The following is a 13,180-nucleotide window of genomic DNA, read 5'->3' as shown; positions in this document are numbered from 1 at the left end:
ACAGAGTGGCACAGTGCATTTTTTGGGGTAGGTGGGATCGTGCTCTAGGCGAACAACTGTTTGGTGCGAATTACCTCTTGTCCGAAGACTCCGATAAGTTAGTGACCGTTAAACCTCTCATGGACCCGCTCACTCTCTCGGAGGAATCGTGGCAATCACGTTTACTGAAGAATTTCGCCAAGCTCTCGATTTAATCAGCGCAGGACGAAACGTTCTCATCTCAGGTAAAGCCGGAACCGGCAAGTCCACGCTGTTGCGGGAATTCCTTGAGAACACGGGGAGCAAGAAAGTACTCGTCACCGCACCCACCGGTGTCGCTGCTCTGAACATCGAAGGCTTCACTATTCACCGAGCTTTCGGGTTTCGGCCATCGATGGTCCTGAGCGATCTAGAAAAGGGTGGTTCGTGGCACCCATCCACCATGACATGGGACGTGCTTAAGAAGACTGACATTCTCGTTGTGGACGAGATTTCGATGGTTCGTGCCGATCTCTTCGACATGATGGATCAGGCTCTTTGCCGTATCCGCGGGAATGGGAAGCCCTTTGGCGGTGTGCAGCTCGTACTCGTCGGTGACTTGCTGCAGTTGCCGCCGGTTGTCACTCCGAATGAAGCCGAGCTTTTCAATTCGGTGTGGGAGACCCCTTACTTCTTTTCCGCTCAGGTGTACGCTCGGCTGGACTTGGAAGAAATAAACCTAACTCAGGTCTGGCGTCAGGCTGACCCAACGTTTATTGACCTTCTCAACGAGGTTCGTGAGGGACGTGTCGGCGAAGAATCACTGGAAACCCTGAACCAGTTGGTTGCTCCCGATTTCGATGCGCCCGATGACTGGGTGACGTTGACGTCGCGTAAGTCGACGGTGGCAAGGATTAACCGCCAAAAGCTAGCCAACCTTCCTTCAGAAAAGTTCGTATCGGTTGCGGAAGGTACGGGAGATCTTCCAGCCAATTCCTTCAGCGGTGAGGACGAACTTCACTATGCCGAGGGGGCACGCGTCATGACGGTGATTAATGATCCGAAGGGCCGATTCGTCAACGGTAGTTTTGGTCAGATCGTGCGGGCAACTGGGCACGAGATCGATGTGAGGATTGACGCGACTGGTGAAGTGGTCACCCTGGCCCCACACACGTGGGAAATTAACCGGCCGGGAATTGATGGCTCACGCTTGGTTAGCCAGACAATTGGAACGATTAGGCAGTTCCCAGTCATTTTGGCTTGGGCCATTACCATCCATAAGAGCCAAGGCAAGACAATCCCAAAGCTCTACATTGATCTTGCCGGCGGTACTTCCACCGATGGGCAGTTCTACGTTGCACTATCACGTGCAGTTGATTTGGAACATCTGCGCTTTTCTACTCCGGTGGAGCCTCGTCACATACGTGCCAACAACGCCCTTGTCCGTCGTGTCAGACGAGAAGTAAGTAGCGGCGTCAATACCGACCGTGTGGTGCTCGTGTCATTCAACGGCGTGAATTTTGGCATGAGTGAACACGTCGCACGAATTCATGCGATTGTGTATCAAAATGGTAATCGGGTTGCGAGCTTTGGGTCGTGGATTAATCCGATGGCTGACCTCGGGGAATTTGGACAGCGCTATAAGATTCCGGTGGGCGGGCTCGCTATGGCACCGACGTTAGGAGATTTCTGGCCACTTCTCCTTCGTCAGGCTCAAGATGGCATCGTCGTTGGTGACCGTCTTGCCATGCTCGAGCGTGCCGTACGTCATCAAGAAAAAGGCATGGATGTTGCTCTCGGCATCGGGTACGAGGTGGGGGACTTTAGCTTCGAACCAGAAGGTGATGACGTCGTCAGCCGGTGTGAGTCGATGGCGGTTGCCTATGAGAATGGCACGATTGCCCCGTCACGCGGACAACTAGTTCCCCGCGCAGAACGGGAAACCGAAGGCGCAGTACTTATTCCTTCTTGGGCGCCGAAAGCGCCGATGATCTTGGACCAGCTGCAGGCCACGGATTCGGATAATGCATGGGCAGCGATGTCCGGTGGCACCGTGATGCCGCGTTCATTCGCGGAGGTGGAAGAGTGCGCCGAACTTCTTTCTGCATGGGCGGTATCGCGGGGCTTGTGGACGCAGGAGCTTTACGACGACATCCAGGCCCGCGTCGCACGCATCGATACCCGTACCGTGGAGCTGCCAGCGGTCGATAATGCCCCTGTGGATGTCCCTAGTCTCCTTGTTCCGGGGACTCGTATCGCTTTTACCGGGCGTAACGAGCTCCTCGGCGGCCCCGCCGATGACGAGCGCCTTGACCGCATCTGCCGTACCCGCCGCCTTGAGTACAAGAAGGGAATGTCGAAGACACGGTGTGATGTTCTCGTCGCTCGCGATGTAGCATCGATGTCTCGTAAAGCTCAGGCAGCTCGCGAGTTTGGGAAGCCGATCATCTCGCAGGACGATTTCGAGTACTGGTATGAACACGGTCCGTTCCTCGAAGCGCCCGCCCCCGCAGCGGACACCGGAGCTGCAGTAGTAGAGGAACCAGCCAGTGCTCCAGTGAAGGAAACTGAGGCCGCTCCGACGGCTGCTGCTACCGGTTCGCAAGTTGCGGAGGTAGAAAACAATGTCGCGCGGGCCGCGGACGTCCTGTCCCCAGGTACCCGCGTAGCGTTCCGTGGCTCTACCATCATTGACAATCAGCTTTACCCACAAGGGCCGGTGCTCCAAGAATTTTGCGCGGGGTTGGGTCTGGTCTACAAGCAGTCCGTAACCAAGACACGGTGTGATGTCCTCGTAACTGATGACCTCACAGCCCAAGACGGCAAAGCAAGCCTTGCGGTGCGTTACAACAAACCATTAGTGAAGCGTGAAGACTTTGCCGCATGGGCGCAGGAGCAACTGCGCGAGGAAGAGGAAGAAACGGATGTTGCTGCAGCCGCAACAGTTTCAGATCTGCAGGCGGCTAACCCATTCATTGTGGACGACGAGCCGTCTACCACTACGGAAGCAGTAGAGCCGGACACTAACACGGATCCTGAGCTTGGGGATGCCGCCGACGCCTCGGCTCCGCCCCAAGGCTGGAGCCTGTCTCATACACCATGGGAGCCGACACGCCAGGCTCAACCAGAGCCGTTGCCTGAGCAGCAACCATCACCCCGGGCAGATGCGACACAGCAGCGTGAGCAGAACGGCCAAGATGAATCCTTATCTTGGTTCGCGGAACCGTCGCCGAAGCAAGAATCTCCCTACGCGCCGGCACCATCAGCGGAACCAGCTCAGTCGACCCCTGCAGCAGCATTCCCGGTGCCCGAACCAGTTACAAAGCCGGTCCCGGAAACCTCTCAGCCCGGCAAGGAGAGAAAGTCCCCACGCTGGTTCAAGCGCTCAGCTCTAGGTTTGCTTGCGTTAACAATCGCAATATTCGTGGGAGCAGCTGTTGGTGCCCCAGATGCGTTCCTTGGACTAATGATACTCGCGTGGATGGTTGCGGCATTCGGCACCGTCCTCTTTGGTGCCGTTGCCCTTGTTACGTGGAAGCGCTGAGTAAGAACTGTTCCGACGAGACGGTTCCTTTATCAGTCGAGTCGGTACAACTCCTAGTCATCCGGCATTCCAGTGCCGGGGACGTAGTGAAGTCCGAGCTTCAAGGAGAGGGCAATCGACGCCTCGTTGAGGCGTCGATGATGGCGACGACGGGGAGCTATGCGAACCGTCCGCGTGCACTGGAAATCGCAGCAGCTGCGGCCTCCTTGGCAGGCCTTTCCCCTTGTGATTCGGGCGTGAAGCGGTAGTAGAGCTCTCCGGTACAGACTGGTCTGGGCTCTGAATCATAATTTTCCCGATGTAGTGAAACTGCTTGCATGCGTCGGCGTTATTCAACTTTAGCGGGCGGGGCGCGATGGGTGAAACGCTTCCAATAGATTTTGTTTCTATGCGGTGCCGTGTTGAACCCATTCAATTATCTATTCTAACGATCTAGAGTCAGCCTTGGGCCAGTCTTGCTACTTGACTTGTGAAGGTGGTTTACTTGACGCGCGACGCTATTTAGTACCGGTAGAGCGGTATCGAGTACCGACCGGTGCGGATATCGGGTACCGGGGGTAGTTTTTAGGCACTCTTTAGTGGACGGCCCACGCAGTGTGTACGCGTGGGTCGCGTTCACGTGGAAGGAGTGATGGTGGTGACGGATTACCGTGCCATCATGTTTGCCTTGGTTGCCGGGAATCGTTCCTGGAACCAGATTCGAGCCGATTTAGGGGTCTCGAAGTCGACGATTGATAAGGCCAGTCGCGTTGTAAGGGACCATCGACTCGATGCTCGTGGGATTGCTGGATTGTCGAATGCCCAGTTAGAGGAGCTATTTCCGGATAACCGGCGTCGCAACGATGCGGAGTTCCTCGCACCGGATTTCAAAAAGGTTGCTGAGCGGATGGTCTCTGGCAAGCGCGTGACGTTGAAAGTCGCGCACGCCAAGTACCTGGAGTTCCCTGTTGGTACTGGTCAGCGTCATTATTCGTATCGACAGTACTGTTCGCTGTTTGAGCATTATGTCGATGTTCATCAGCTGTCAGCGCAACTGAATCACGATCCCGGTGACGAGCTCATGGTGGACTGGTCGGGCGATGGAATGGTCGTTGTGGATCCTGTCTCAGGCCAGCGGGTTACCGCGCACTTGTTTGTAGCTTCATTGCCGCACTCAGGGATGATGCATGTATCGGCGTGGCCGGATCAAAAAATGCGGTCGTGGCTTTTAGCCCACCGTGCGGCTTTGGAGTATTTCGGTGGTTGTCCGCTGCGGTTGATCCCGGATAACGCGCTCACAGCCACGCAACAGATTTCCTGTGGGCTGCGGGGGCGTATCCCGGTTGCGGAGTATTCTACATTTGCCGATTTCTATCAGATAGGTATTACTGCGGCGAAAGGCTACCGGCCGCGGTATAAGGCGAATGTTGAAAAGGCCGTGGATATTGCCCAGCAATGGTGCGTGGAATACCTCGACGACCAGGAGTTCTACAGTTTCGACATGCTCAATAAGGCCCTCGAGGACCAAAGCGATTTCATCAACGATCGCCGTCCCTTCCGCGGGCAGGATATCTCTCGTCGCCAGTTGTTTGAAGACCATGAGCAACAGCTGCTGCGCCCATTGCCCGACCGGCGGTGGTCGTGGTCGCGGTGGAAGAAGTCCAAGGTCGCAATGAACTACCACATCCGGATCGCCAATCACTGGTATTCAGTGCCGTGGAAGCTAGCGGGCAAGTTCGTCGACGTGCAACTTTTTGATGACTATCTGGATGTCTTCTACGACGGTGAGATTGTTGCTTCACATCGTATTGCCCCTGCTAATTATGGCTACTCCACCTTGGATGAGCATGTCCCCGACAACCATAAGGACTTAAACACCCAGTGGAACCGGCAACGCTTGGAAGACTGGGCGAAAAGTATTGGGACCGCGACAGCACAGCTCATCGGCCAGATGTTTAACGCTCGTAAAGTCGAAGCCCAAGCATATTCTAGCGTTCTGGGCGTACTGAACCTATCGAAGGATTACTCCCGAATCGAACTCGAACAAGCCTGTGGTCAGCTGTTATCGCGCAAAGCAGTCCCCAGCGTCAACAAAGTAGCCCAAGAGCTCAAGGATCTAAAACAGGCCGCAGCACAGGCGTATTTGCCCACCGATGTACCACTGTCGACGGCCATCGACACTACGCGTGCGCACCGCCAACAGCCCACGGCGGACACGCCGGACTCTGTGTCGCATGTACGCGGGGCCGGGGCGTTTGCCTTCACTGATAAAGAATGGAAGGTATAGCCATGGCTCTTACCGATGAAGACTTCGAACTGCTCGGTTCTCTTCGCGGGATGCGTGTGTTTGCCACGACGCTGCAGGAGATCGTCAACGATCCCAGTCGTGACTTGGACTCCTTTGAAGACAAGATCAAAGAAGCTCTCGATGCTCAGGTAGCTGCACGTGATTCGAAAGTAATCGAAAAACTCGTCAAAGCCGCCAAGCTACCCAACGCGCTTGCGGCTTTGGAACGCTTTGAAGCACACAGCAACCGAGGGATCACTCCAGACCGTATTGAGCGGTTAGCTACCTGCGACTGGATTACCTACGGCAGAGATCTAACCATCGTGGGAGCTACCGGCACCGGCAAAAGCTTCCTCGCCCAAGGCCTAGCCGTGGCTGCGTGCCGGCATAAACTAACCGCACGCTACTTTAGACTCGCCGACTTAGCCGACGAGTTCGACGCCACAGCCGACGCTGCCTATGAGCGCAAAGCCCTCCTTGAGGAACTGACAAAGCCGGCTGTGTTGGTCATCGACGACTTCCTGGCCACGGACGTATCTGCCTTCGCCTTAGCCCAGGTATTCAACCTCCTGGTCAAGCGGGAGCATTCCTCAACCGTCATCGTCAGCCAGCACGAGCCGGAATACTGGTACAGCGTCTTTAGTGAAAACGCGATCGCCGACGCTGTCCTATCCCGACTTGCAAACAACGGCAGCAAACTCACCCTCATCGGTGAAGACATGCGCACCCGTGACGACTTCCAAGAAGAAAGGGGAACACTTAGCAAACAGCTCAAGCAACGTCAACGGTCCAAACGATAAGCGGGGGTAAAACCGGCTACCGGGCGGCTACCGCCACCCCGGTACCTGGTACCGCCTTACCGGTCCCTAAAACAAGCCCGCGTCATGTTTACTAGCGAGGAAGGGGGATTAGTACGTTTATTTGGTTGATAGGCGCTATCAGGATTGAGGGGAGGGTAGGGCTTGGTCTCGGAAAGTAGACACACCGGGGTCAGGCCCGATCGCGGATGGATCGAATATGTATTTAGCTTGAGCGTGCCAAGTTATTTGAGTGTGGGGTTAGTTTTATAGGTAATTGTCGAAGCTGTCGGGGTAGGCCACGACCATCTGGTTGATGGCTTGTTTCCAGCCGGAAACTCGGGCTCCTTTCATGAGTCTGCCGGCTGTCGCTGAGACTCGTTTGGACTGCTCTTTGCCCTCTGGGCTATGCCACCGCGATTTTGGAGGGAACTGAATGGGTGGACTCCGAAGAGGACGTGGATGAACTCACCGGATACCACTCAGTGTGCCAGGGCCCAGCACCGATTGTGCTGCATTCGGAGTCCAAAGCGGAGGAAGCCGCAGTGCTGGCTGCGCACATTAAGGACTGGACCCAGGGCGAAGAAGACGTCTCCATCGGCGTACTTACCCGTACCAACCAGCGCGGCGAAGAGATCGCCCGCCAATTGGGTGAGCACGACGTAGCCGTCAGTGCTGGCCGCCGCACCTCCACGGAGCGCCCAGTGGCAGTGATGACGATGCACAACGCCAAAGGCTTAGAGTTTACGCACGTCATCCTCCTCGACGTCAACGCCGCGGCCCTCCCTCAGCGTTACCTATTGAGAGGGCTTGCCCCCGCCGAGGCCGATGAAGCTCTTCAACGAGAGCGGGCGCTGCTTTATGTTGCGGCGTCGCGTGCCCGCGACATGCTCCTAGTCAGCGTGGTCGGGGAGGCATCGGAGCTCTTGCCTGCGTAGAGGCGTTTCGGCCGCCAAGAGTATTGCAATGGCCAGGCCTTAGAGCAGGTTTTCGCCGCCGAGTTCGTGCGCCAAGGCGCCCTGGATGGTGGGGTAGCGGAAGGTATGGCCTATATCCTCCAGTACCTGTGGCTTCACACGCTGGTCGGCCAAGGCGAGTTCTTGCGCGCCTTGCTTGCCCAGGAGCAGGGCTGGGCCGAATTGGGGGATCGGCAGTATGGTGGGGCGGTGCAATTCGGCTGCTAAGGCAGAGACGAAGTCCTTATTGAGCACCGGGCCTGGCGATGCCCCATTGACCGGCCCCGCAAGCTTCTCATCCACGATGGCGCGGATATAGGCATCGGTGAGATCGTCTAAGGCGACCCAGCTGTACCAAAAGTTGCCGTCACCAAAGGCGCCGCCAAGCCCTGTGGAAAACAGTGCGCGCAAGAGCGGCAGCAGGCCGGAATTGCCGGACATGACGATGCCGGTGCGGATATTGACCACGCGCTTTCCGGCCTCGCGGGCGGGGTCGCAGGCTCGTTCCCAGTCCGCCACGACATCGGCAAGAAAGCCCTCGCCGCGCTCGGCGTCCTCGGAAAGCAGCTCAGCGCCGCGCTCGGAACCGTAAAAGCCGATGGCAGAGGCGCACACCATCGCCTGCACGGAATCGGTCGCGGCGACCAGGCGGGCGAGGTTTTCGGTGGGGCCCACGCGGGAGTCGCGGATATCGGACTTGTGGCTATCGTTGAAGCGCCCAAAGATGGGTTCGCCGGCCAGGTGTACGAGCACGTCGATGCCCTCGAGGAGATCGGGCCGCGGGTGGTGCGGGCGCCACTCGCGCTGGCCTGCCTCCGCCGTGCCGCGCACCAGCGGGATCACGGTGTGGCCTAAGGTTTGTAGCTGCGCGGTCAGCGCGCTGCCCACACTGCCGCGCGAGCCGGTCATCGCGATGGTCAAGGGCTTGTGGCCAAGTTGGCCTTCGCGCAGGCGGTTTTCAAAGGCAATATCCTCGATGAGCTGGTGCTGCCGATAGGCGAATACCGAGGTGAGGGCCGCGGCGGGAATGCGGGTATCTACCTCGTCCGTGATCAGCGTCCCGTCTGGGTGATCGGCAAAACGGTGCGTATGGCGCCACTTGGCAAATTTGCGGATGGGGGCGTTGACGCACACATCGCTGAAACTATAGCCGGCCTGGTAGCGCGCAAGGTCGTGCTGAGCCGTCCACTGCAAACCACCGGGCAGGGCGAGCAGGGAGGTGCCAGTGCCCAGATCGGTGGCCTGCTGCACCGGCTTCATCAAGGTGAAGGGGGCGTTCAGGCGCGTGAGCGCCCCTGGCCGGGTATGCCATTGCCAGACGTGTTCGCGGGAGGCTGGGACTACGTGCTGCGCGGAGAAACTCACTGCGTGATGCACCTCTTTCGGCTAAGCCTCACCCACGGGGTGGGTAAGGTGCTAGAGTAATACGTGTCTATCAGCATAGACGTCTACAAGTTCATTGACAGGCATCCTTTAAGGACCGCACCGTGAGGCGGGGAAGGAGGTCACGATGAGTGGAACTGACGTGAACGCGAACGAATTGGAGCTTTTAAGCGCCGATGATGTCTCGCGTACCGTTGCACGCATCGCGCACCAGATTATTGAAAAGACGGCGCTCGATTCCGCGGAGGCCCCGCGGGTCATTTTGCTGGGCATTCCCTCAGGCGGAGTGCCCCTAGCGGAGCGCCTCGCGCAAAAGATACACGAGTTTTCCGGGGTCCCCGTTCCATGGGGCTCGCTCGACATCACGTTGTACAGGGACGATTTGCGCAATTTCCCGCACCGCGCCCTGCAACCGACCTCCATCCCAGACGGAGGCATCGATAATGCCACCGTCATCTTGGTCGATGATGTCCTTTATTCCGGCCGCACCATCCGCGCCGCCCTCGATGCAGTGGGCGATGTTGGCCGGCCTTCGATTATCCAGTTTGCCGTATTGGTGGACCGCGGTCACCGCGAAGTCCCCATCCGCGCCGATTATGTGGGCAAGAACCTGCCCACGGCGCGGGAAGAAGATGTCTCCGTATATATCCAGGACATCGATGGCCGCGATGCCGTAGTCCTCACCCGCTCTACGTCCGCGGGCGATGCCGCGCAGATAAGGGGAACGCACTCATGAAACACCTCATCGATAGCGCGGAACTATCCCGCGCAGAGATCATCGGCCTGCTGGATGAGGCCGATCGTTTCCGCGAGGCGCTCGATGGCCGCGAGGTCAAAAAACTGCCGACGCTGCGCGGGCGCACGATTTATACGCTCTTTTATGAAAACTCCACGCGCACGCGCTCGTCCTTTGAAACGGCCGGAAAGTGGATGTCCGCTGACGTTATCAACCTCTCGGCGTCTACCTCGTCCGTGAAAAAGGGCGAGTCCCTCAAAGATACGGGCCTGACGCTGGCGGCCATCGGCGCCGATGCCATCATCATGCGCCACCCCTCTTCCGGCGCGCCGCAACAGCTGGCCCAGTGGGTGGACCCAGATGGCAACGGCCCTGCCGTTATCAATGCCGGCGACGGTGCGCATCAGCACCCGACGCAGGCCTTGCTCGATGCCGTCACGATGCGCCAGCGACTGGGCCTGCGCGGCAATAATGGCTTTGAAGGCCTGAAGGTAAAGATTGTGGGCGATTGCCTGCACTCGCGTGTGGTGCGCTCCAACGTGGATCTCCTGCACACCTTGGGCACGGAGGTCACCCTCGTGGGGCCTGCGACCTTGATGCCGTGGGGCGTGGACAAGTGGCCGGTCCGCGTGTCCTATGACTTTGATGCAGAGCTTGCGGATGCCGATGTCGTGATGATGCTGCGCGTGCAGCAAGAGCGCATGGACGGCGGTTTTTTCCCCTCCCACCGCGAGTACGCGCAGCTCTTCGGGCTCTCGCAGCAGCGCGCCGCGGCGCTGCACAAGGACGCCATTGTCATGCACCCAGGTCCCATGCTGCGCGGCATGGAGATCAACTACGCCGTGGCCGATATGGATAAAACCACGGTATTGCAGCAGGTCAATAACGGTGTCCACATGCGCATGGCAGTGCTTTTTACGCTGCTGACCAATGGGGACAACGCCGGGATTTAAACCGGGCAGAGCATAAGCCACGTAAAAGGGAGAGAAAATGACTACGTACCCAGCTACCGGCCGGCTGTCCGCCCCGGCCGAGAACCCACTACTGATTAAAAATATTCGCCTGTACGGGGAAGGCGAGCCCACCAACGTCCTCATCCGCGGTGGCGTTATTGACGCCATCGGCCCCGAGGTGCAGGCAGAAGGCACCGAGACCATCGACGGCGGCGGCAACGTGTTGCTGCCAGGCCTGGTTGATATGCACGTGCACCTGCGCGAGCCAGGCCGCGAGGATACCGAGACCATCGAGTCCGGTTCCAAGGCCGCGGCCAAGGGCGGGTTTACCGCGGTCTTTACCATGGCCAATACCACGCCGGTCACGGATCAGCCCATCATCGCCGAATCCGTGTGGGCGAAGTCCCAGGCGCTGGGGCTTTGCGATGTCCACCCGGTTGGCTCCATCACCAAGGGCCTAGAAGGCAAGTCCTTGACGGAGTTCGGCATGATGGCGCGTAGCGATGCCAAGGTGCGCATGTTTTCTGATGACGGCAAGTGCGTGCAAAACCCACAGCTCATGCGCCGCGCGCTGGAATACGCCAAGGGAATGGACGTGCTACTGGCCCAGCACGCCGAGGATGACCGCATGACCGGTGGGTCTTCCGCCCACGAGGGCGAAAACGCCGCACGGCTGGGCCTGCGCGGCTGGCCGCGCGTGGCGGAAGAATCCATCGTTGCCCGCGATGCCCTGCTCGCTCGCGATTACGGCAACCGCGTGCACATCTGCCACGCCTCCACGCAGGGCACGGTGGAGCTCCTGCAGTGGGCGAAGGAACACGATATTCCGCTTACCGCAGAGGTCACCCCGCACCACCTGCTGATGACCGATGACAAGCTGCGCACCTATGACGGCCTTTTCCGCGTGAACCCGCCGCTGCGCGAACAGCGCGATACGGAGGCGCTGCGCCAGGCGCTTCTTGATGGGACCATTGACTGCGTCGCCACCGACCACGCGCCGCACGGCTCCGAAGACAAGTGCGTGGAATTCGAAAATGCGCGTCCCGGCATGCTGGGATTGGAGTCCTCGCTGGCGGTCATCGCCAAGCTCTTTGTGGAAACCGGCCTGGCGGACTGGCGCTTTATTGCCCGCGTCATGTCCGAGCGCCCCGCCGAGATCACGCGCCTGCCAGGCCACGGCCGCCCCTTGGAAGTAGGGGAGCCAGCTAACTTAACCATCGTCGACCCGCAACACCACTGGGTATCCGATTCCGCTCAGCTTGCATCCAAGTCCCAGAACAACCCGTACGCGGGCGAGGAATTTGGTGCGCGAGTTACCCACACCATCTTGCGCGGCTCGGTAACGTTCGATCTGAACGCCGCAACCCATGACTAACCTTGCACACAGAAACCAATCAAGGCACAGAAAGGCCACGACGTGACTGATAAAACCCCAGCAATCCTCGTCCTTGCGGATGGGCGTACCTTCCGTGGCTACGGCTTCGGCGCGACCGGCACCACCCTCGGTGAGGCCGTATTTACCACCGCGATGACCGGTTACCAGGAAACGATGACGGATCCGTCCTACCACCGCCAGATCGTCGTCTCCGCCGCCCCGCACATTGGCAATACCGGCTGGAACGATGAGGACAACGAGTCCCACGGCAATAATATCTGGGTCGCAGGCCTGGTTATCCGCGATCTGTCCCGCCGCGTATCCAGCTGGCGCGCCGAGCGCAGCTTGAGCGAAGAAATGCAGGCCCAAGGCGTCATCGGCATCCGCGGCATCGATACCCGCACCCTGGTGCGCCACCTGCGCAACTATGGTTCCATCTCCGCGGGCCTCTTCTCCGGCGAGGCCGCCACCCGGCCCGTCGAGGAACTCCTCGAGGAAGTAAAGAGCCAATCCTCCATGGAGGGCGCGGATCTTGCCGCCGAGGTATCCACCGATAAGCCCTATGTTGTTGAGGCCCAAGGAGAAAAGAAGCACACCATCGTCGCCTTTGACATGGGCGTGAAGTCCGCAACGCCGCGCTACCTCTCCCAGCGCGGCATCGAGACCATCGTAGTGCCGTCAACGACCACCTTTGCAGAAGTTCAGTCCTATAACCCGGATGGCGTCTTTGTCTCCAACGGCCCGGGTGACCCGGCTACTGCCGATGACACCGTTGCCACCATCAAAAAGGTGCTCGCGGCGGACATCCCGTTCTTTGGCATCTGCTTTGGCAACCAGCTGCTCGGGCGCGCGCTGGGCCTAGATACCTACAAGATGAAATTCGGACACCGCGGCATCAACGTCCCGGTACGCAACCTGCTGACTGGCAAGATCGACATCACCTCCCAAAACCACGGCTTCGCGCTGAAAGCGCCAGATAACTACGACCTGGCCGAGAAGGACGCCGAATTCGCCTCGGACTTCGGCCCGGCCCACATCACGCACATCTGCTTGAACGATGACACGGTCGAGGGCGTCGCCCTGCGCAATGGCATGGCCTTTTCGGTGCAGTACCACCCGGAATCCGCCGCCGGCCCGCACGATGCCAACCCGCTCTTTGATCAATTCTTAGAGCTCATGGCCAACCACACCCCGAAAAAGTAGTCACCCAGG

Annotated in this window: 9 protein-coding genes; 8 read left to right on the top strand and 1 reads right to left on the bottom strand. The window is 58.8% G+C overall.

What is annotated here, in order from left to right:
- Nucleotides 1-148: 148 nt before the first annotated feature.
- The 4 genes from ACLI1O_RS06640 to ACLI1O_RS06625 all read left to right on the top strand — a co-directional run bounded on the left by ACLI1O_RS06640 (nucleotide 149) and on the right by ACLI1O_RS06625 (nucleotide 7,503).
- Nucleotides 149-3,502 carry an AAA family ATPase gene (locus ACLI1O_RS06640; RefSeq protein WP_284772339.1) on the top strand — a complete coding sequence of 1,118 codons (3,354 nt, stop codon included), beginning with the start codon at nucleotides 149-151 and terminating at the stop codon, nucleotides 3,500-3,502.
- Nucleotides 3,503-4,133: 631 nt separating this feature from the next.
- Nucleotides 4,134-5,768 (top strand): IS21 family transposase, encoded by a 1,635-nt coding sequence (gene istA / locus ACLI1O_RS06635; RefSeq protein WP_239275901.1) that lies wholly within the window; start codon nucleotides 4,134-4,136, stop codon nucleotides 5,766-5,768.
- 2 nt (nucleotides 5,769-5,770) lie between these two features.
- The gene (locus ACLI1O_RS06630; protein WP_349837246.1) at nucleotides 5,771-6,568 is read left to right on the top strand and encodes an ATP-binding protein; all 798 of its coding nucleotides are present in this window, start codon (nucleotides 5,771-5,773) and stop codon (nucleotides 6,566-6,568) included.
- Between the two features lie 437 nt (nucleotides 6,569-7,005).
- Complete coding sequence (locus tag ACLI1O_RS06625) at nucleotides 7,006-7,503, top strand: 3'-5' exonuclease (RefSeq protein ID WP_284771925.1); 498 nt, start codon at nucleotides 7,006-7,008, stop codon at nucleotides 7,501-7,503.
- Nucleotides 7,504-7,542: 39 nt separating this feature from the next.
- Here the strand turns inward: ACLI1O_RS06625 and ACLI1O_RS06620 are convergent, their stop codons facing one another.
- Nucleotides 7,543-8,886 carry a TIGR01777 family oxidoreductase gene (locus tag ACLI1O_RS06620; RefSeq protein ID WP_284771924.1) on the bottom strand — a complete coding sequence of 448 codons (1,344 nt, stop codon included), beginning with the start codon at nucleotides 8,884-8,886 and terminating at the stop codon, nucleotides 7,543-7,545.
- A 145-nt stretch (nucleotides 8,887-9,031) separates the two neighbouring features.
- On the opposite strand from ACLI1O_RS06620, the gene pyrR reads away from it, so the two are divergent.
- The 4 genes from pyrR to carA are packed head-to-tail and all read left to right on the top strand — an operon-like array spanning nucleotide 9,032 to nucleotide 13,171.
- Nucleotides 9,032-9,640 (top strand): bifunctional pyr operon transcriptional regulator/uracil phosphoribosyltransferase PyrR, encoded by a 609-nt coding sequence (gene pyrR / locus ACLI1O_RS06615; protein WP_411706782.1) that lies wholly within the window; start codon nucleotides 9,032-9,034, stop codon nucleotides 9,638-9,640.
- Nucleotides 9,637-10,593, top strand: a complete 957-nt coding sequence (locus tag ACLI1O_RS06610) for an aspartate carbamoyltransferase catalytic subunit (RefSeq protein WP_284771922.1) — start codon at nucleotides 9,637-9,639, stop codon at nucleotides 10,591-10,593. Before pyrR ends, ACLI1O_RS06610 begins: the two co-directional genes overlap by 4 nt.
- A 37-nt stretch (nucleotides 10,594-10,630) precedes the next feature.
- Nucleotides 10,631-11,968, top strand: coding sequence for a dihydroorotase (locus ACLI1O_RS06605; RefSeq protein WP_284771921.1), 1,338 nt, complete (start codon nucleotides 10,631-10,633; stop codon nucleotides 11,966-11,968).
- Between the two features lie 42 nt (nucleotides 11,969-12,010).
- Nucleotides 12,011-13,171, top strand: a complete 1,161-nt coding sequence (gene carA / locus ACLI1O_RS06600) for a glutamine-hydrolyzing carbamoyl-phosphate synthase small subunit (protein ID WP_284771920.1) — start codon at nucleotides 12,011-12,013, stop codon at nucleotides 13,169-13,171.
- Nucleotides 13,172-13,180: the final 9 nt, after the last annotated feature.

Origin of the sequence: Corynebacterium sp. LaCa78 (assembly GCF_046717505.1) — a bacterium.
Classification (GTDB): domain Bacteria; phylum Actinomycetota; class Actinomycetes; order Mycobacteriales; family Mycobacteriaceae; genus Corynebacterium.
Note: the sequence above shows the minus strand (reverse complement) of the source record. Positions and strands in the feature narration are given on the sequence as shown.